At 39.0% G+C, this 20,066-nt stretch carries 20 protein-coding genes; 12 read left to right on the forward strand and 8 right to left on the reverse strand.

Going from position 1 to position 20,066, the window contains the following annotated elements; all coding sequences use genetic code 11:
- Positions 1 to 23 precede the first annotated feature (23 nt).
- Together AAW12_RS14925 and AAW12_RS14930 are read left to right on the forward strand one after the other, a co-directional pair.
- Positions 24 to 593 carry a DUF2306 domain-containing protein gene (locus AAW12_RS14925; RefSeq protein ID WP_156167668.1) on the forward strand — a complete coding sequence of 190 codons (570 nt, stop codon included), beginning with the start codon at positions 24 to 26 and terminating at the stop codon, positions 591 to 593.
- The gene (locus AAW12_RS14930; protein ID WP_046674454.1) at positions 590 to 1,504 is read left to right on the forward strand and encodes a YARHG domain-containing protein; all 915 of its coding nucleotides are present in this window, start codon (positions 590 to 592) and stop codon (positions 1,502 to 1,504) included. The genes AAW12_RS14925 and AAW12_RS14930 overlap by 4 nt, the downstream gene beginning before the upstream one ends.
- A gap of 93 nt (positions 1,505 to 1,597) precedes the next feature.
- Here AAW12_RS14930 and hisD read toward each other — a convergent pair whose 3' ends face one another.
- Together hisD and hisG are read right to left on the reverse strand one after the other, a co-directional pair.
- On the reverse strand, positions 1,598 to 2,887 hold the full coding sequence (hisD, locus tag AAW12_RS14935) for a histidinol dehydrogenase (RefSeq protein ID WP_046674455.1): 1,290 nt from the start codon (positions 2,885 to 2,887) through the stop codon (positions 1,598 to 1,600).
- A 21-nt stretch (positions 2,888 to 2,908) separates the two neighbouring features.
- A complete protein-coding gene (gene hisG / locus AAW12_RS14940; RefSeq protein WP_046674456.1) occupies positions 2,909 to 3,760 on the reverse strand; it encodes an ATP phosphoribosyltransferase in 852 nt (283 codons plus the stop codon).
- 580 nt (positions 3,761 to 4,340) lie between these two features.
- Here hisG and AAW12_RS14945 point away from each other — a divergent pair.
- The 3 genes from AAW12_RS14945 to AAW12_RS14955 all read left to right on the forward strand — a co-directional run bounded on the left by AAW12_RS14945 (position 4,341) and on the right by AAW12_RS14955 (position 7,407).
- Entirely contained in the window at positions 4,341 to 4,931 is a 591-nt protein-coding gene (locus AAW12_RS14945; protein WP_053003734.1) for a phosphatase PAP2 family protein, read from the forward strand.
- Between the two features lie 16 nt (positions 4,932 to 4,947).
- A complete protein-coding gene (locus AAW12_RS14950) occupies positions 4,948 to 6,024 on the forward strand; it encodes a Gfo/Idh/MocA family protein (RefSeq protein ID WP_084823200.1) in 1,077 nt (358 codons plus the stop codon).
- 135 nt (positions 6,025 to 6,159) lie between these two features.
- The gene (locus AAW12_RS14955; RefSeq protein WP_046674458.1) at positions 6,160 to 7,407 is read left to right on the forward strand and encodes a hypothetical protein; all 1,248 of its coding nucleotides are present in this window, start codon (positions 6,160 to 6,162) and stop codon (positions 7,405 to 7,407) included.
- 94 nt (positions 7,408 to 7,501) lie between these two features.
- On the opposite strand, the gene AAW12_RS14960 is transcribed toward AAW12_RS14955, so the two are convergent.
- Positions 7,502 to 8,125: a 7-carboxy-7-deazaguanine synthase QueE gene (locus tag AAW12_RS14960; protein ID WP_046674459.1), complete on the reverse strand. Its 624-nt coding sequence runs from the start codon at positions 8,123 to 8,125 to the stop codon at positions 7,502 to 7,504.
- 654 nt (positions 8,126 to 8,779) lie between these two features.
- On the opposite strand from AAW12_RS14960, the gene thrS reads away from it, so the two are divergent.
- From thrS to AAW12_RS14985, 5 genes are all read left to right on the forward strand, one after another.
- Positions 8,780 to 10,705 carry a threonine--tRNA ligase gene (gene thrS / locus AAW12_RS14965; protein ID WP_046674460.1) on the forward strand — a complete coding sequence of 642 codons (1,926 nt, stop codon included), beginning with the start codon at positions 8,780 to 8,782 and terminating at the stop codon, positions 10,703 to 10,705.
- 11 nt (positions 10,706 to 10,716) lie between these two features.
- Positions 10,717 to 11,277 (forward strand): translation initiation factor IF-3, encoded by a 561-nt coding sequence (gene infC, locus AAW12_RS14970; RefSeq protein WP_083295912.1) that lies wholly within the window; start codon positions 10,717 to 10,719, stop codon positions 11,275 to 11,277.
- 39 nt (positions 11,278 to 11,316) lie between these two features.
- The gene (gene rpmI / locus AAW12_RS14975; protein WP_002993964.1) at positions 11,317 to 11,517 is read left to right on the forward strand and encodes a 50S ribosomal protein L35; all 201 of its coding nucleotides are present in this window, start codon (positions 11,317 to 11,319) and stop codon (positions 11,515 to 11,517) included.
- 99 nt (positions 11,518 to 11,616) lie between these two features.
- Positions 11,617 to 11,961, forward strand: a complete 345-nt coding sequence (rplT, locus tag AAW12_RS14980) for a 50S ribosomal protein L20 (RefSeq protein WP_046674462.1) — start codon at positions 11,617 to 11,619, stop codon at positions 11,959 to 11,961.
- A gap of 251 nt (positions 11,962 to 12,212) precedes the next feature.
- Entirely contained in the window at positions 12,213 to 12,662 is a 450-nt protein-coding gene (locus tag AAW12_RS14985; RefSeq protein ID WP_046674463.1) for a DUF3060 domain-containing protein, read from the forward strand.
- Positions 12,663 to 12,732: 70 nt separating this feature from the next.
- Here AAW12_RS14985 and AAW12_RS14990 read toward each other — a convergent pair whose 3' ends face one another.
- The 5 genes from AAW12_RS14990 to AAW12_RS15010 all read right to left on the reverse strand — a co-directional run bounded on the left by AAW12_RS14990 (position 12,733) and on the right by AAW12_RS15010 (position 18,843).
- Positions 12,733 to 15,474, reverse strand: a complete 2,742-nt coding sequence (locus tag AAW12_RS14990; RefSeq protein ID WP_046674464.1) for a DUF3857 domain-containing protein — start codon at positions 15,472 to 15,474, stop codon at positions 12,733 to 12,735.
- A gap of 160 nt (positions 15,475 to 15,634) precedes the next feature.
- Positions 15,635 to 16,570 carry a 30S ribosomal protein S6--L-glutamate ligase gene (gene rimK / locus AAW12_RS14995; RefSeq protein ID WP_046674465.1) on the reverse strand — a complete coding sequence of 312 codons (936 nt, stop codon included), beginning with the start codon at positions 16,568 to 16,570 and terminating at the stop codon, positions 15,635 to 15,637.
- A gap of 58 nt (positions 16,571 to 16,628) precedes the next feature.
- The gene (locus AAW12_RS15000) at positions 16,629 to 17,066 is read right to left on the reverse strand and encodes an ATP-dependent zinc protease (RefSeq protein ID WP_046674466.1); all 438 of its coding nucleotides are present in this window, start codon (positions 17,064 to 17,066) and stop codon (positions 16,629 to 16,631) included.
- Positions 17,067 to 17,128: 62 nt separating this feature from the next.
- Positions 17,129 to 18,307: an AIR synthase related protein gene (locus AAW12_RS15005; protein ID WP_046674467.1), complete on the reverse strand. Its 1,179-nt coding sequence runs from the start codon at positions 18,305 to 18,307 to the stop codon at positions 17,129 to 17,131.
- A gap of 53 nt (positions 18,308 to 18,360) precedes the next feature.
- The gene (locus AAW12_RS15010) at positions 18,361 to 18,843 is read right to left on the reverse strand and encodes a DNA-deoxyinosine glycosylase (protein ID WP_046674468.1); all 483 of its coding nucleotides are present in this window, start codon (positions 18,841 to 18,843) and stop codon (positions 18,361 to 18,363) included.
- A gap of 97 nt (positions 18,844 to 18,940) precedes the next feature.
- Between AAW12_RS15010 and AAW12_RS15015 the strand changes: the two genes are divergently transcribed.
- Together AAW12_RS15015 and AAW12_RS26070 are read left to right on the forward strand one after the other, a co-directional pair.
- Positions 18,941 to 19,804: an SPFH domain-containing protein gene (locus AAW12_RS15015; protein ID WP_046674469.1), complete on the forward strand. Its 864-nt coding sequence runs from the start codon at positions 18,941 to 18,943 to the stop codon at positions 19,802 to 19,804.
- 10 nt (positions 19,805 to 19,814) lie between these two features.
- Entirely contained in the window at positions 19,815 to 19,991 is a 177-nt protein-coding gene (locus tag AAW12_RS26070) for a ribbon-helix-helix domain-containing protein (RefSeq protein ID WP_084823201.1), read from the forward strand.
- Positions 19,992 to 20,066 lie beyond the last annotated feature (75 nt).

Here is a 20,066-nt window from a genome sequence, read left to right on the forward strand (position 1 = left end):
TCTTTGCTTACAGCTGCCTGTTGATGGCTGAAATTACTTTTCGCTATCGCGGCTTCTCTCTCGATGCTAATTTCTTGATGATTAAGCAGACCGAAATAGAATCACTTTGGTGGTATCGCTACGTGTTTTATACCCATGTTTGCACGGCTATCTTTGCCTTACCTGCCGGCTTTACGCAGTTTAATACTTATCTATTGAATAAATATCCGCGAGTCCATCGAAGTATCGGGTATTTATATGTATTCGCCATTTTGGTTTTTGCCGCTCCTTCAGGTTTGTTTATTGGATCCGTTGCAAATGGCGGGTTGACAGCTATTGTTGCTTTTGAATTATTGGGGCTTGGATGGTTTTATTTTACCTGGCGAGCGGTTCGTTTGGCCAGTCAACGAAAATTTGATAAACACCGTGATTTTATGATACGTAGTTTTGCATTAACCTGTTCGGCACTGACTCTACGTTTTTGGAAGGTTGCCTTGGTATATTTGTTTCAGCCCAACCCCATGGATGTTTATCAAATTATTGCGTGGTTGGGATGGATACCTAATTTATTGCTGGCAGAATTTATTATTTATCAAAAAAATCATAAATTATGAAGAAAAATCTTTGTTTACTGTTATTGCTTGGAGCAGTCCTTGGTTGTAAGGATGGGAAAAGTAAAAAGAATGAAGCAGCTGAAAGGAAAGACAGTGTTATTATCGACCGTGAGGCACATCAGGAACTTTATGGTAATTGGGTCGGCGACTTTGTTGTTGATGAAAGTACACTTGGAGAAGACGAGGGCTTGCCAACAACGGATTATGCTCCGAAGATAAATCTGACGATAAAGAAAATTACCGATAAAGGAGCTGTTTATGGACAGAATGTTGTAAAGGGGAATCTGCGCTCTTTTGTGGGGAAGTTGGAAGAAAACGGTGCTGATATTCGCTTATTATTGGATGAACCTGGAGACAGAAAATCCGACGGGCGTTTTGAAATTAAGCTTAATCATGACACGCTAATTGGTAACTGGTCCGCGTATGACCAGGGCGTAAAGATCAAAAAGCGAAACTTTAAATTGTTGAAAAAACAATTCGCCTATAATCCAAATCTGATGCTTAAAAATCAGGATGGAGAGGAGGGGACCTTGGTTGACTGGATTAATGAAAAAAGAAAAGAGGAAACTGACGTGGATGGTGATTCAACGTATACATACATTATACAATATTATAGGTCTGCATCTCCTGCAGTCTTTACAGTGAATGCGTCTAAGCAAAAGTTGACAGAGAAAGATCTGAAAAACCTCAAGAAATTAGATTTGGAGATTATTCGGAATACCATTTTCGCACGACATGGCTATGCGTTTACCAAACCCAGCATTCGCCAATTTTTTGAACCTGTAGATTGGTATGTACCTATTTCAAAAGATGTGAGTGCAGACTTAAGCCAACTGGAAAAAGATAATATAGCTTTGTTGACTAGGTTTGAAAAATATGCAACAGATAATTATGACACCTTTGGAAGATAATCCAGTTAGCATTACGAGACAATATTTATGCGATCAATCACACAAAAAAGGCTTTACATTGTAAAGCCTTTTTTGTGTTTTCAATAGGGATTTTTATCCTTTCTTCCGAATGGAAATCGCATTTTTATGCGCCTGTAGTCCCTCGAGTTCAGCGAGTATTTCAACCACTGATCCGATTTGTTGAAGTCCGGTTTCGTTTATATGTTGAAAGGTAACTTTTTTAACAAAAGAATCTACCGATACGCCTGAATAGGAGCGTGCATAACCTGATGTCGGTAGTGTGTGATTTGTACCTGAGGCATAATCTCCTGCGCTTTCAGGTGTTAAGTGCCCTAAAAAAACAGAACCAGCATTACTGATATAGCGTGTTAAGGATTCCCATTGGTCCGTCTCCAAAATAAGGTGTTCTGGCGCATAATCGTTTGAAAACTGTATGGCCTCCTGAAGCGTCTCAACAGTTACTGCATAGGAATTTTCAATCGCTTTTGAAGCGAGCTCCTTGCGTGGCAAAACCGCTAACTGGGCTACAAGGGCTGTGTTGACTGCATCAACTAGCGCATTGGATGTTGCAACCAGGACTGCTTGACTGTCGGCTCCATGTTCAGCCTGTGCCAAAAGATCTGCTGCCACAAATGCTGGACTTGCCGATTCATCCGCGACGACCAGCACTTCGGATGGTCCTGCAGGCATATCAATACTGACATTTGCTAGCCCCTGTATGATGGATTTTGCTTTTGTGACAAACTGATTGCCCGGGCCAAAGATCTTATCCACTTTTGGTATGGTCTCCGTTCCAAAACCCATCGCTGCAACAGCCTGAGCACCTCCAACTAAGTATATTCTGTTTATCTTAAGTAATTTTAAACAAAAAGCGACAAAGCCATTGATTTTTCCATTGGATTGAGGTGGAGAACAGACGACGATTTCTTTGCATCCAGCTATCCTTGCCGGTACACCCAGCATTAAAAGCGTGCTTGGTAACACCGCTGATCCGCCAGGGATATAAAGTCCAACTTTTTCAATCGGACGGACTTCTCGCCAGCATTTTACACCGGGCATGGTTTCAACCGTACGCTCTCTTTTTAGCTGTGTACTATGGAATTTATGGATATTTTGAAAAGCGATTTCGAGTGCTCTCTGTTGATCACGGCCTATGGTAGACGCCAATGCGTCTATATCTTCCTCGTCTAAATATAATCTGTCAAGTTCAACTTTATCAAATTTGGCAGCATATTCGCGTAATACGATATCACCTTGTTGGCGTACTTGTTGGATAATTTCCTGGACAACCTCTTGTATTGCATTGTTTGGGTCCGTATTCCTGGCTACCAGTTGCTGGATTTCGGTTTTCCCTAACGTTTTGTAATCATATTTTTTTAACATGGTTGTATACGTGCATCAAGTTTAAAGAATGATTTTTTCAATTGGCATCACAACGATACCTTGGGCACCTTCAGCTTTTAACTTATTGATCTTATCCCAAAAGTCATCTTCAGTGATAACGGTGTGTACGGCTACCCAACCTTCTTCTGCCAGCGGAACAACGGTAGGGCTTTTAACACCGTGCAATAAAGAAGTAATGGCAGGCAAATTTTTCTTTTCGACATTCAATACGACATATTTAGTTTCTTTTGCTAAAAGAACAGATTCGATTCGTTGCACTAATTCCGCCAAAACTTCATTGCCTTCTAATCCTTTTCTTCCGACCAATATGGCTTCTGAATTTTTGACATCAGCAAAAGGTTTCAAACCATTGCTTTTTAGTGTTCCACCGGTCGATACGATATCGCAGATCGCATCACTAAGACCCAAACCAGGTGAAATCTCAACTGATCCGGATATCAAACGGATGTCTGCATTGATCTTATATTCGTCTAGAAAATTCTTTAGGATATTTGGATAAGAGGTTGCGATTGCTTTGCCGTTAAGGTCTTTAATGTCTTGGATGGTACTATCTTTGGGAATAGCCAGTTTCAATGTACATTTTCCAAAACCAAGTCGTTTGATGTATTCTACTTTGGATTCGGTCTCATCAATGATGTTTTCACCGACGATGCCCAGGTCGGCTATACCTTGTTCCACATATCCCGGAATATCATCATCTCTCAGAAATAATATTTCCAGTGGGAAATTCCCAACCGTGGTGATTAAAGAGCTTTTGTAGTTCTCAAAGTCTAAACCACAATTTTTCAGTAATTGAACAGATTTTTCGTTTAACCTACCCGATTTTTGGATAGCAATTTTAAGATTTTTCAACGCTTTATAAATGTTAGCAGTAAATTATTAATAATAAGAAATCAAACAAGAGGGAAGGTATTCTACGTAAGAACACATTAAATTAACATATCGCCACAATGGCGATGATGCAAATGAAAATGATGTACGTAGGTATAAACCATGTTTGTATTAATAACTGCAAGCAAATGTATAGTAAATTAATGGGAAATGCAAGACTATCATTTTAAAATTCTTATTCTAATGGACTTGTTGTTGAAATGAATTCAATTTTCTTGAAAAAATTGTAAAAACTAGGCCATTGATTGGGGAATACACCATAATTTAGACAAAAGACAATGCTGATTTCCTATCCTATAGTAGGCTGTTTGAATTACTCCAATAGCGAGCTGTGAAATTTTGTCCAATCGAAATGTTTCTTTATAGGGTGACAACTCTCATAAATTTCCTTATTTTTAAGGATTGGGGGGTGACTTATTAAGTTAATAGCGGATAAAAGTGACAATAGTGGGGGGAGAAAGTTGTTGTTTAATAAATTGGAGTAGTGTGTTTAATGGTACCTAATTCAAGGGAATTGTAAATTAGATCAATTATTTGTCAGATGAAAAGATTAGCTTTTATTTTTATTTGTTGGATTAACTGTCTTTATGGCCCTGTTCTAGGACAAGAAAGTCCAGCGTCTACGTTAGATATCCGGATATTGGAGTCCATAGCTGAGACTAGGACAGCGCCACAAACACAAACATTTAAAGTGCTTTCTGATATCAATAACTATGTTCAGATAGCCGTTCCTGTCGGTTTACTGGTTGCCGGTGCGGTCAACGATGATAAGGCAATGCGTCAGAATGCCCTGTATGTTGCTAGTAGTACGGCTGTAACAGCGCTAGTGAATGTTGGTTTAAAACATATCTTTAAGCGAAGTAGGCCATTTAAAAAATATCCTAATTTCATATCGGTTCGTACAGCCGGTGGGTATTCCTTTCCCTCTGGTCATACGTCATCTGCTTTTGCTACGGCTTCTGCTTTGTCTCGAGCATACTCGAAGTGGTACGTCGTTGCGCCATCACTTTTATGGGCGAGTAGCGTGGGATATTCAAGGATGTATTTGGGCGTACATTTTCCCTCCGATGTGTTAGCAGGTGCTGCATTGGGGACAGGAGCAGCATTTGCGTTGGATGGATTAAAGAAATAATATAGAAATAGAAGAAATGATGCAACAGGTTATTAAAATATTGGTTGTTGGATGTGGAAATATGGGCGCATCTCATGCGAAGGCGTATCACGATTTAGATGGGTTTCAAATTGTGGGTCTAGTAGCTCGCGGGGAGAGCAAAAGTAAACTGAATGAGCAATTGGGAGGTAACTATAAACTGTTTGAATCTTATGAGGATGCACTTCAGGAAACGAAACCGGATGCCGTTTGTATTGCGACCTATCCAGATACACATAAAGCGTATGCTATAAAAGCCTTTCAGGCTGGCGCTCATGTTTTTATTGAAAAGCCTTTAGCTGAAGACGTGATTTCGGCGCAGGAAGTCGTCGATGCAGCGGTGCAATACGATAAAAAACTGGTTGTTGGATATATTTTGAGGTATCATCCCTCCTGGGTCAAATTTATTGAAATATCCAAAACAATGGGAAAGCCGCTTGTTATGCGTATGAACCTGAATCAACAGAGCCATGGGTATATGTGGGATGTGCATAAAAATCTAATGTCTAGTTTAAGTCCCATTGTTGACTGCGGAGTTCATTATATTGATGTCATGTGTCAAATGGTGGGGGCTAAGCCATTGTATGTATCTGCAATAGGTGCACGGTTAACCGATGAGATTCCTGCCTGGAACTACAACTACGGACAATTGCAACTGCATTTTGAAGATGGGTCCGTAGGATGGTATGAAGCCGGATGGGGACCAATGATTAGTCAGAACGCTTTTTTTGTAAAGGACGTTTTTGGACCTAAGGGCGCCGTTTCCATTGTCGCAAACAAAGCAAGCGATGAAGGTAAATCGGATTCGGTAGCATCCCATACACAAACAGAAAGCCTTCGCGTACATTACGCCGATTTAGATTCGGCAAACGAATTTACGAAGGTCGATGAGTGGGTCAACTTATCCGATGAGCCTGATCATCAAGAATTATGTAATCGGGAGCAGTTATTCTTTCTGCAGGCTATTGTAGATAATTTGGACCTTTCTGATTCGATGGAAGATGCCGTTAATAGTCTACGGATTGCTTTGGCATGTGACGAAGCGGTGAAAACTGGGCAGATGATAAAATTGTAGTTTATTTTGATTAGCGATCACGTTTTTACATTTTATGGAAATATGAAGAGAAAAAAGTAAATAAATAAAAAAATAGAGCAAAAGATAGGCTTTTTGGTCTGTCTTTTGTTATTTAGCTACATATTTATCATTCTTATGAATAATTTACTCAGCGCTGCACTATTATTTGGATTATCAATTTCGACAACTTATGCGCAAGATAAGCAATGGCAGATGGAGTTGGTGTTTAAAGGTGAAGTTTCACCTGAAAAATTTGAAAATGAAGTTCCGGAATTTGCAAAAGAGTTTTATGAGCCATTTTTGAAAGGAAAAATGGCTTATCGGAATGTGGAAATTTTAACTGATGCCGATTATTCTTCCACTGTCGTGAATCAAAAAGCACATGCTATTTTAAATCGAAAATTAGCAAAAACATATTCGTATTCGGTCGGCGATGATATTGTTACTGCCGAAGCATACAATCCGGCCTATAAGATTGTCATTGCGAAGTTAGGGGAGTCGGAAGGTCCTTATGTGCAGTTGCAGGACATGGGCGAGATCGAATCGATCGCGGGAATTACCTGTAAGAAAGCAAAGTTATTGATAAAAAACCATACCGATTCCGCAGTAGCAACGGTATGGTATTCGGAAGCGGTGCCTACTTATTATTTGACGGCATTTTCATTTATCAATGATTTGCCTGGAGGTGTGCTCAAATTGTCTTTGGGTGAGAACAATGACCTTGGTTTTGAAACAACGAAAGTCACCAATGTATCTTCTGCGGCAGATTTCGAGCTTCCCAAAAATGCAAAGGTGATTGATATCTCGGGGGAAGGTAATACGAGTGAGGGGGAAGATGTGAGTTTATTTGAAGATACTTTCCCATTGGATAAGTCACTTAAATGGACCATGGTCAAGGATAAAGATACCAATGATGAATACTATGGTATAAAAAACATGGCGGGAGAAGATGTACTGCCTTGCTCTCTTTTCTCTTTAGCGTATTTTAATGAGCAGACTGCTATTGTTTCAGATAAGGATAATTATTTTTGGTTGTTGGATAAGAAGGGGGGGAAGGTAAATAAGGAAGGGTTTGACTGGCTTACGCCAGCAAATCAAAAACTTGCTATTTTTCAGAAGGATGGTAATTTTGGATTGGTTACACAGGAAGGAAAAGTTCTGCTTGACAAGAAGGAAAATATCAGTAAATTTTTAGACAATTATTTGATGTTCTCTGAAAATGGTAAAGTTGGATTGTTGGATGAAAATGGAAAGATTTTATTAAAGGCGAACTTATTATTTCTAGATGCTGATAATGCTGGAAATGTGCTGGTCAGGGAGAAGGAAGGTGAAGAAACGAAGACGCTAGACCTCGACGCTTTTTTAAAAACCTATGTGAAGTGATTTAAATGATATACATTAATATAGATTGATAAAAAAAAGGCTTTCGATACTGTCGAAAGCCTTTTTTGTGTCTATTTAATCGTGCATTTCACTATTAAGGAATGTTTAAAAACTTATGTGTTTGTAGTGAAATATCCCATTTAGGGTTTTCTTTTACGTAATCAATAATAGAAGGTGTCATTTCTTTAGATTTCGACCATTCAGGTTGAAGGTATAATCTGCAGTTTGGCCCTACAAGTTGTGCATATTCTTCTCCCCAAGCGAAATCGCTTTTATTGAAGACGATAACTTTAAGTTCACCAGCAGCTTCTAATACATCTTTGCGTGGTGCTTTGAATTTTTTTGGAGATAAACATATCCAGTCCCATTCACCACTCAGAGGATATGCACCAGAGGTTTCAATAAACGTTTTAATCCCTGCCTCATGAAGCCCTTTTGTTAGGTAATCCAAATTATAAATAAGCGGTTCGCCACCCGTAATGACAACTGTTTTTGCCGGATATTTCTTTGCATTTTCGATAATCGAATCTGCGGCTGTAAGGGGGTGGATAGATGCATCCCAGCTTTCCTTTACATCGCACCAATGGCAGCCAACATCGCAACCACCCAATCGTATGAAATAAGCAGCAGTCCCGGTATGGTAGCCTTCTCCCTGAATCGTGTAAAATTCTTCCATTAGGGGTAATAGTGTTCCGTCTTCTGGTACTTGATTTGACATAGTTAAAATTTCAGTCTGCAAAGGTAGCAAATATTAATGAGATGCTCAATTTGTCCTGTTGCTTTTAAGTAGCTGCCCTGTCATTTTTTTATATATAGTAGCTGGTAATAATCTGCTTTTATCCCTTTGTTTTTAGGTTCATGTTTAAACAAAGCACATAGTTTACCGCTACCATGCTATCAGGCCTATACTATGTTTTCTATTAACAGTGAAACAACACTCTTTTTGTAGGGATATAACAGGGGGTTAGTAGGGATTTACCCCTGCTAACCCCCTGTTATATCCCTACAAAAAGAGTGTTGTTTCACTGTTAATATATAACCTGATTTTCATTAATTGTAGGGATGTACCTCGGTGCGATAGAGCGACATTGCTGGTCAATAAGATCAGATTATCAATCCGTTTTAAACTGCAACCATGAGGATGTAAAGTGTGTAAAGCCAATGAAGTCGGTGTGTTTGAACAGTGGAGAGGAGCGAAGCTTGTAAGTGCCCTGTATAATGCGTTGAATAGCGCAAAAAACCTGTTATTTTATCAGAATTTTTACTAAATTTGTGTCACAATTTATTTATTGAAAACGTAAGTGTAATAACATAATTGTACATGTTGTTTTATGTTTTCTATTTTTTAACAATTTAAAGATCATAGTTGTAAATGATTAAAATTACACTACCGGATGGTTCCGTAAGAGAGTATCAAAAAGGAATCACTGCTGCAGAGATTGCGTTATCCATCTCAGAGGGGCTTGCAAGAAACGTTCTTGCTGCCGAAGTAAATGGTGAGGTGTGGGATTCTGCCCGTGCTATTGAAGATGATGCTACTGTTAAGTTATTAACCTGGAATGATACCAAAGGTAAATCCACTTTTTGGCATTCTTCAGCCCACTTATTGGCTGAGGCTTTGGAGGCATTGTATCCGGGGATTAAATTTGGTATTGGTCCCGCGATTGAAACCGGATTTTACTACGATGTTGATTTTGGTGATCGTGAATTCTCGTCTGATGACTTTAAAGCCATCGAAGACAAGATGCTGGAGCTGGCTAAACGGAAAGAAACATTTGAACGTAAAGCTGTTTCGAAATCTGATGCATTGGCTTACTTTACTGAAAAAGGAGATGAGTATAAGCTAGACTTAATCAAAGACTTGGAAGATGGAAAGATTACTTTCTACACGCAAGGGGAATTTACAGATTTATGTCGTGGCCCTCATATTCCAAATACTGGGTTTATCAAAGCGATTAAATTGACTAATGTTGCCGGTGCTTACTGGAGAGGTGATGAGTCTCGCAAACAGTTGACACGTATTTACGGTGTTACGTTCCCTAAGGCATCGGAGCTTACAGAGTATTTGAAATTTATAGAAGAGGCGAAAAAACGCGATCACCGTAAACTTGGGAAAGAGTTGGAACTTTTTGCTTTTTCTGAAAAAGTTGGTGCAGGTTTGCCACTTTGGTTGCCTAAAGGAGCTGCATTACGTCAAAAGCTTATAGACTTCTTGCAGAAAGCACAGTTAAACTCAGGGTATGAGCCTGTTGTTACGCCGCATATCGGACATAAGCAGTTATATGTGACTTCTGGACACTATGAGAAATATGGCGCGGATTCATTTCAACCAATAAAGACTCCTATCGAAGGAGAAGAGTTTTTGTTAAAACCAATGAATTGTCCGCATCATTGTGAAATTTATAAAGTAAAACCACGCTCGTATAAGGACTTACCGGTTCGCTTTGCTGAGTTTGGTACTGTATATCGTTACGAGCAATCTGGTGAGCTTCACGGTTTGACAAGGGTTCGTGGGTTTACGCAAGATGATGCGCATTTGTTTTGTCGTCCTGATCAGGTTAAAGATGAATTCAAAAAGGTAATAGACTTGGTTCTTTATGTATTTGGAGCGTTAGGCTTTAATGATTATACAGCACAAGTGTCATTACGTGACCCTGAAAACCGTACAAAATATATTGGTACTGACGAAAATTGGGCTTTGGCTGAGTCTGCGATTATTGAGGCTGCTGAAGAGAAAGGTTTACCGACAGTCGTGGAATATGGAGAGGCAGCTTTCTATGGTCCTAAGTTAGACTTTATGGTGAAGGATGCTTTAGGACGGAAGTGGCAATTAGGTACAATACAGGTCGATTACAATTTACCTGAGCGTTTTGAATTGGAATATACTGGAAGTGATAATATGAAGCATCGTCCAGTAATGATTCACCGTGCACCTTTTGGATCTTTGGAACGTTTTGTAGCTGTACTAATCGAACATTGTGCGGGTCAATTCCCGTTATGGCTTGCACCTGAGCAATTTATCGTCTTGCCAGTTTCAGAAAAATACGAAGAATATGCGCAAAATGTTTTGAATTCGCTAAATAATTCCGATATTCGCGGACTGATAGACTTACGTGACGAGAAAGTGGGCAGAAAAATCAGAGACGCCGAAGTGAAAAAGCTTCCTTATATGTTGATTGTAGGGGAAAAAGAGGTGGAAAATGGCACAGTTTCTGTACGTAAACATGGCTCAGTGGAATTGGGAACAATGACTGCTGAGGCATTTAGAGATATATTAATTAAGGAAATAACCGTTTAATTTTTAAACATTTGGCATTAAAAAGACCCGGTGGTCCAAGACCACCAATGAGAAAGAAAGAACCAGATCACCGCATTAATGAGTTAATCAAGGTACCGGAGGTGCGCTTGGTAGGAGATAATGTGGAACAAGGAGTTTACCCTACGCGCAAAGCGTTAGAGTTGGCTGATGAGTTGGAACTTGATTTAGTGGAGATTTCGCCAAATGCTGTACCGCCGGTTTGTAAGATTATCGACTACAGTAAGTTTGTTTACGAACAGAAGAAGAAACAAAAGGAAATCAAAGCTAATGCAAAACAGACTGTTATTAAAGAAATTCGTTTCGGACCTAACTCTGGTGAGCATGATTTTGAGTTCAAATTGAAACATGCTATTAAGTTTCTAGAAAGTGGAGAGAAAGTTCGCGCTTATGTACACTTCAAAGGTCGCGCTATTGTACACAAGGATCAAGGTGAGATCTTGTTGTTGCGCTTCGCTCAGGCCTTGGAAGACTACGGTAAAGTAGAGCTTTTGCCCAAATTAGAAGGTAAACGCATGTTTTTGACAGTAGCTCCAAAGGCTCCTAAAAAATAATAAGAATTCTAACAGATTGATATAAAATTTATAAGTATTATGCCAAAAGTTAAAACCAATTCCAGCGCAAAGAAACGTTTCAAATTGACTGGAACAGGTAAAATTGCAAGAAAAAACGCTTTCAAAAGCCACATCTTGACAAAAAAGAGCACAAAACGTAAACGTAACTTAACACAAACAAGTTATGTATCTGATGGCGATATGGGCAACGTAAAACGTATGCTTGCTATCGGTAAATAAGTTTTATTCGATTTTATTTAATAATAATTTTTTAACCGGGTACAAGGTTGTAAGTTCATTGAAATACATGACACCTTCTACCAAACTAATTTTAAAAATATGCCACGTTCGGTTAACGCAGTAGCTTCTAGAAGAAGACGCAAAAAAATCCTAGGCCTTGCAAAAGGTTACTTTGGATCACGTAGCAAAGTTTATACTATTGCTAAAAATACAGTAGAAAAAGGTTTACAATACGCTTACCGCGATCGTAAAACCAAAAAACGCGAGTTTAGAGCTTTATGGATTCAACGTATCAACGCTGGAGCTCGTCAACACGGAATTTCTTATTCCCAATTGATCGGTAAATTAAACGCTAAGAATATTGGTTTGAACCGTAAGGTTTTAGCTGACTTAGCTTTAAATAACCCAGAAGCTTTCAAAGCAGTTGTAGACGCAGTAAAATAGAGTTTTTAATCCGTTGTCAATTTGTTAGAGATATTAAAGGAGCCTGTTAGGCTCCTTTTTTTGTTGTAACGGATGCTGTATCTTTTTTGGGACGTTATGTTCCAAGTACCCCTAACACATGCTATATTTCATTTTAGTTCTTATTCCCCAATTATACTTTTGAGGCAATTGACGTAGTATATTACAGCTCATATCCCTTTTAAATCTGAAATTAGGTTTGATTTTTGTTGAACTGTAGAAAATAGAGCATTATGAAACTAAGAACAATTACAGTTGGATTTTCGCTTCTTCTGATCGGAAGCTTGGTGATAGCGGCCAAAGAGCCATTTTCCAAGACTCTAACGAACGATGTGGTTAATCAACAGGGAAAAGTTATCTCGATTGAAGGGGTGAACAATAACCGTACGATAGAGGCCAAAGGAGGAGAGATTGTACAAATAGAAGGAGCTGACAATAAAGTTGTGATTCGTGGCAATGTGAGCAAATTGATTATTGAGGGGAAGGGGAATACGGTGACAGGCAATGACATTGCAACGGTGACGATAGAAGGAGCAGACAATATGGTCCATATTGGTTCAGTAGAGACTGTTCAGATTGAGGGAGTCAAAAATCATGTCCATTATAAGTCTACGAAGAACAAATCCGGTCAGGTAAAAGTGTCTACTGAAGGCGCGGATAATATGGTGATGAAGATGAAATAATGTAAATCATATTTTCATAAAAAATGGTTTCGTATATTATTTACGAAACCATTTTTACGCGAGGTGGTAACTATGGTTTATCTGGATGATCCTCGGGATGACTGCTATTGGCTCTATCACCCTGGGATTGAAATTCCGCTCCAGCTTCGTTTTCTCTTTGTTTTGTAATTGAATAAGGCTTTAGAAAATCTTGATCAAAAGGATGAACTGTCGCAGCCTTCTGAATAATCTCATCGTTCTGATACGTCCGAACACAGGTGCCTTTTACACGTTCCGATTTATAGACGTAAGTTCCCCAAATGCAGAAGAAAAAAATTGATTTTATAGTATCTTTATAATGTGTGAACAAGTCTTCTGTTTTATCAAAATAACTTTTAAACATAAGATGGGACACAATTCCATCAATAGTACAGAATACGGCCATAAATAGTGCAACCATAAAGAAGGTCTGAGCGAAAATATCGCGTTTCTTGATCAGCAAGATGCAGCTATAAATCAAACCCGCTAGTACCAATATATTACCGATTATTTCCAATAATAGTAAAGTTCTGTATAAAAAGGGGGAAACACCTTCCAGCTGATCTGCCGCTTGCCAAGTATTTAAATTAAAGAAGGACTGCTGGAAGAAAAATATACCGGATAGGGTCACTATATTTATAAATAGTACAATAAGCAGTACGATCATCCATCCGCCGATCTGATCGTGATAGATCTCATCATAGGGTTTGATGATAAAAGCTCTGGTTTTATTATACTTTTTAACAATATACCAGATGATGGCTGGCACCAGAAGAACGAATAGGATCAGAATAAACCAATTAACTTCATTGACTGAAGAAGGTGTTCCTAAGCGAGGTATCCCATCTGTTACATATCCGTCATTGTCAAGATAGAAGCCATTATAAAAGATATCATCACGATCCGCAAAATCTGTATAATACTGTTTCAGGTCTTTTTGTTCGACAAAGGGTTCGTGGAAACTTAACGTGTATGCGAGCTTAATACTATCTTGATTTACTTCCAGTGTTTTACCGAAGACATACGCAGTCCGGTCAAAATAACTATTGTCCCTGTAATTGCCAAATTCCTTTTTCCCTCTGTTGACAATATACATTTCGTAGGTTAGATCTGTTGGAAAAGAAAGGCTTAGGGGAGCAATACGATCCTCCATAATCTCTGGGAGCTTTTCATTGATATTTGTTCCCAACAAAGGAATATATTTTTTTGTAGATCCGCTTTCCGTCTTTCCAATGTTCTTTATTTTATACTTTTCGATGATCTCCACAATATTATTCTCCATATCATCTTTGTATTGTATATGGCCAATTTTATTGATCTTCGGGTAGATCTTTGTGTAATACTCCAAGTATTGCTTCTGTATGTCATTTTTGGCGCTACTTTGAAAATAACTGCGCATATCTTCCGCCTCATTTCCAACATAAGTTGTGTGGACATCCAGGGTAGCCTCAAATTTGCCCTCCAGTGTCAACATTTCCTTGACTTTAATATTGCCGGTAACATGCTGCGGTACGTCTATAAGCTTTCCACTACCCATGGTGGAGAGTACTTTCCCATAAGCTGGGAAATACCTGTTTTTGATATCTCCACCCTGATGAGTTATGGTTGGGTCAATATATTGAGAACGTCCACCAATATTAACTTCAATAACCATATGGTTGAAAGCATAGGGCGAGGGGAGTTCTTCCTGCAGGCCTCTATTCTTATAGGTATTGGCTAATACGAGTCCTACATCAATATTCTTGTTTTTGAGCATTGTAGCCAGCAGCATTGATTTATCTTTACAATCGCCGTAGCGCTGGGAAAATACTTTTTCTGGAACATTTGCCCGGTGCGAATATTCTCCCATCTCAATACCCATATAACGTATCTCATTTTGTACAAAGTCGCAGGCTTTTTTCAGGTATGCATAGGACTGTCCATTGGACTCTTTCCAAAGTTGGTTGACGAAGGTTTGCAGTGTACTTGTCGTTGCTATTTGCGGAATGGGATTAATTTTACGGTTCCATTGATCAACTTCCTGCCAGGTTTTAAATTCCGTGCATTGGATATATTTTAAAGGGCTGTACCATGACGGGCTATAATCTTCGTATTGAACCGTTTTGTCCGCCGTCAGCTCCCAGAAGAAATTTGTTGTATTTCCTGTTGACTGTTGCTGCACCTCAGGAGCGCCATTGAAACTCTTAAACTGAAGTTTGCGACCATTTGGTACAATATAGTTGAGATGGACAAGACCTATAGGTTCATAACCCTGTAAGTAGTAGCTGTCGAAAAATTTCTGTTCAAATACTGGATTTACACCTATTATTGAATAAGCAAATACAATCTTGTCGTCTTTACGTAAATCCTCCAAAACATAATGGGCCATTTGACTTCCATTGTAGATAGATCTCGAAAGCTCCGTTTCGGAGGCAAGGAGTTTAAATTTTGCTTGCGGTAGTAGATTAATATCCTTGCCGTTGCGAATAACCTTTAGCTCATGTATTTGAAGTTTTTGAAAATGCGGGTCAAAGGTTACCTGAATTTGTCCCAGATTTTCGATTCCAGTCTGATCAAATAGAACTTTTATGTCCTTATAATATTTTGTTTGGGTAGCCAAGTTTATTTGATGTTCGATTAGCTCGTAGTAATATCCATCACTAATATCATCCAAATTTGGCTTTATGGCCTTTTTTGTAGTGGGCCGGAGCCAAGCTGGCGATGCCGTCTTTTGAATAGTTGTTTGGCTAAAAGACCAGGAAAATGCAGCTAGTACGAGTACAAAGGCAAATAGAAGATGGCTAAATCTTTTCATTAATTTATAATTTAGCGTAAGATAAGTAAAAATTGGAAGCAACGGTAGGCGAATTTAAGAAGTATTAAAAATTCGACTTTAGTTGAGTTTAGGTTATTTAGCAATTAAAAGGGGGAGCAGTATATACCGCTCCCCCTTTTAATTGCTCATTCCAGTAACCTTATAATTTACTTTCTCTTTTTTTCTTTTTCTTAACGACTTTAGGCATTTGAGCTTGCTTTGCTTCATATTGTCTCTCAATATATTGTATAATTTCTGAGGCAATATCTTTTTTTGTCGCTTTCTCAATTCCTTCCAAACCTGGAGATGAATTAACTTCGAGTACTAAAGGGCCTCGATCGGAAGGGATCATATCGACGCCACATACGGTAAGTCCTAACTGCGCGGCAGCAGCAATAGCTGTATCTTTCTCTGCCTTACTTAAACGGATAATCTGTGCGGTACCGCCGCGATGAATGTTTGATCTAAATTCACCCTCTTTCGCCGTGCGTTTCATCGCTCCAACAACTTTGCCGTCAACCACGAATGCGCGAATATCAGAGCCTTTAGACTCTTTGATGAACTCTTGGATCAGGATGTTATTACCCAGGCCGTAGAACGCTTCTATAACAGAAGAGGCCGCTTTTTTGGTTTCGGCAAGTACCACACCGATACCTTGGGTTCCTTCTAATAATTTGATCACTAATGGAGCTCCACCGACCATACTAATCAGGTCGTCCACATCGGAGGCTGTTCGTGCAAATCCTGTAATCGGGAGTCCGATACCTGCCCCGGATAAAATCTGTAGGCATCTCAATTTGTCTCGGGAACGCGTAATGGCTTGACTCGGATTCGCGGAAATGACATCCATCACCTCAAATTGTCTAACGATAGCAGATCCATAGAATGTTACCGATGCTCCTATCCGGGGAATAATGGCATCAATATCACTGAGATCCTGTCCTTTATAATGAATACTGGGTTTACCTTGTTGAATGCCTACATAACATTTGCTGTGATCGATGACAACACATTCGTGTCCTCTTTGTTGTGCGGCTTCTACGAGACGACGAGTTGAGTATAAGCTCTTTACTGTCGATAATACGGCAATTTTCACGATTTGTATATTGAATATATTTTGTGCTAAGATAACAAAATAGCTTGGCTAATTGTTTTTATTTTGCGGAGGCCTTTCTAGAGAGATTTTCCTTGGAAACATCGACCAAAAATCTTTTATACAAAAAGTTTTTTCCCAAAAGCATGGGATAGGTCATCTGGGATCGGTTTCTAAAGGATATCTTAATGCTAAATACCTGGTTATATAATGCTGCTGTAGTGCGGATATAAAATCGCTTTTCTTCTTGACCAAAAGAGCTTTTAACTAATTTTGCTTTATAAAGTTTTAATTTTAGCGTTTTTGTCTCTTCGGTTTCAAAATTAATGATGAGTTCACAGATGATCCAGTCTTGACCATCTTCGTTAACTATCTCGTAAGAGTTACAATGCAAGACCGAAGAAGTCGCTCCCGTATCAACCTTTGCTTCTATACCAAATATTCCCAGTTCAGGTAAATCAAGGGTCTCTTTCCAACCTACGAGAAGTTTTTCTTTCATGTATAGCAAATTGAAAAAACATCCCTTGCGTCGCCTATAAGCACGAGACAAGGGGTGTTTTTTTATTCGTAAATAAATTCTCCGTAGGGAGAGGTTATTGTTACTTTTTTAACGGCGGATTCTTCTACGCGGCCGATGATTTGAGCCGGAATGCCAAATGACTCTGAAATAGCGATGATATCCGATGCAATTGATTCAGGTACATATAATTCCATGCGATGTCCCATATTGAATACTTTGTACATTTCTTTCCAGTCTGTATTGGATTCTTTCTGTATTAATTCAAAAAGAGGTGGGATTGGGAAAAGATTGTCTTTGATAACGTGCACATTATCAACGAAGTGTAAAACCTTTGTTTGCGCTCCACCTGAGCAATGTACCATTCCGTCGATTTGTGAACGATATTTGTCCAGTATTTGTTTGATAACAGGCGCATAAGTACGCGTCGCTGAAAGAACAAGCTTACCCGCAGTTATTTTTTCTCCTGTTTCAACTTCGATTTCATTGGTGAGGTCCTGACTCCCAGCGAAAACTAAATTGTAAGGAACAGCAGGATCGTACGCTTCAGGATATTTTTCAGCTACTTTTTTGTTAAATACATCATGACGTGCGGAAGTTAGTCCATTGGAACCCATTCCGCCATTGTACGCCTGTTCATAGGTTGCTTTTCCATTCGATGCCAATCCAACAATTACATTGCCGCCTTTGATGCGATGATTTGAAATGACGTCTTCACGTTTCATACGACAGGTCACCGTACTATCAACAATGATGGTACGAACAAGGTCGCCAACGTCGGCAGTTTCACCCCCTGTAGAATAGATGCCAATGCCCAAATTCCGAAGTTCAGATAGAATCTCTTCCGTGCCATTGATAATTTCGGCGATCACCTCTCCAGGAATAAGATTTTTATTTCTACCAATCGTTGAGGATAAAAGAATGTTATCGATGGCTCCCACACAAAGCAAGTCATCAATATTCATGATAATTGCATCTTGTGCAATACCTTTCCAAACTGAAATATCACCGGTTTCCTTCCAGTATACGTAAGCCAATGAAGATTTGGTACCAGCACCATCCGCATGCATAATATTACACCAGTCTGGATCTCCACCCAAAATATCTGGAATTATTTTGCAAAATGCTTTGGGAAACAGGCCCTTATCTATATTTTTTATCGCATTGTGCACATCCTCTTTCCCTGCGGACACGCCTCGTTGATTGTATTTTAAATCTGACATCTTAGGGCAAAAATAAGCAATAGGACTGAATTAACGAACCTAATTCGTGCAATTTAATCACTTATTATTATGCGCCAATGTTGAATTAGATTTTCGAGATTACTTTTTGCATTGGCTGGACTTGTGCTAGGTAAGCATCTGTACTTAATGTCTTCTCTTTTGCTGAAATGCTTTAAATACAAACTGTACGCTTTTTGTCCGTTGAAAATAATTTGTGTGATTGCGGGATAAGTTTGCAGTAACTCGTCAATTGGATTCGGAACTTCATTTTGTATGGCTAAATCCATGCTGCCGGGGCGAGAGGCTTCTGCACAAACATCCCAAAGACCGATGTTGTTTTCGAGTAAAAGTTCCACATTCTCCTTATAGCCTGTTTTTTCTGGTACATTGAATAAATATTTGATTACTTTCCAGAATCGATTTTGTGGGTGTGCATAATATTCATTTTCTGCTAAAGACTTATCTCCAGGCAAAGAGCCAAGGATGAGGGTTTCTGTCGCAGAGTTTACTAAAGGAAGAAAGGACTTTTTGCGCATGATCAAAAATAATCATTTTAAATTTTCATTTGAAATATGAAAAATATTATAGTATATTTATGATATTAAAATGATATCAAATATATATTAACGAATTATGGAAAAACTAATTAAACCAATGTCAGGCTATTTAGCTTTATTGATAGCTGTTGTCTCGTTTGTGGCAGCTATATTTTCATTTGCAAGCGTAGAAGAAAGTTCGCTGTATGTTGTATTGGGGGTTGTATTGATGATTGCTACTTTTTTCATTTTAAAGGGATTGATGATTATTAATCCAAACCATTCCCGTGTGTTGAATTTCTTCGGAAAATATGTAGGTACCGTTAAGGAAAATGGTTTGTTTTTTGTCAATCCGTTGTATTCGACGATTAAAATAAGTCTTCGTTCGGATAATCTGCAAGGACAGACGCTGAAAGTAAATGACAAGATGGGAAACCCAATTGAGATTGGGGCAGTGATCGTGTGGCAAGTGGGTGACACGTATAAAGCTGCTTATGATGTGAGTAATTATACATCTTATGTACGCACGCAGAGTGAAGCAGCAGTAAGACATTTGGCTGGAAGCTTTCCGTATGATAACTTGGAAGATGAAGGTGCTGAAATAACCTTACGGGAGGGAGGAGATACCGTAAACCATATTCTTGAGCAGGAGTTGTCGGATCGTTTGGCGCCAGCTGGCGTTATTATTAAGGAAGCAAGAATCAGCCATTTGGCCTACGCGTCAGAAATCGCTGGTGCGATGCTTCAAAGACAACAGGCGGCAGCAATTGTGGCCGCAAGGGCAAAGATCGTAGATGGTGCAGTTGGGATGGTGGAAATGGCCTTGCATAAATTGTCTGAGAAAGATATTGTAGAGTTGGATAACGAGAAAAAAGCAGCAATGGTCAGCAATTTAATGGTTGTACTCTGTGGAGAGAAAGCAGCGACACCAATTGTAAATACAGGTACTTTGTACCAATAAACGAAATGAAATGGCGGATAAGAAAAACTTTATGCTACGCTTAGACGACCAAATGTACAAAGCATTGGAAAAATGGGCTGCAGATGAGTTTAGAAGTGTTAATGGGCAGATAGAATATCTTTTACATAAGGCACTGCAAGAAAATAAAAGATTGGGCACGGAAAAAAAGGCTGCCGACAAGAAATAGAAAAGAGTAAGGAATGAAATCTGTACCTTTGGCTTCATAATTGACAAAGCCAAAGGTACTTTTTATTTTAAAGTT

This window comes from Sphingobacterium sp. Ag1 (assembly GCF_000988325.1).
In the GTDB taxonomy this organism is placed as follows: domain Bacteria; phylum Bacteroidota; class Bacteroidia; order Sphingobacteriales; family Sphingobacteriaceae; genus Sphingobacterium.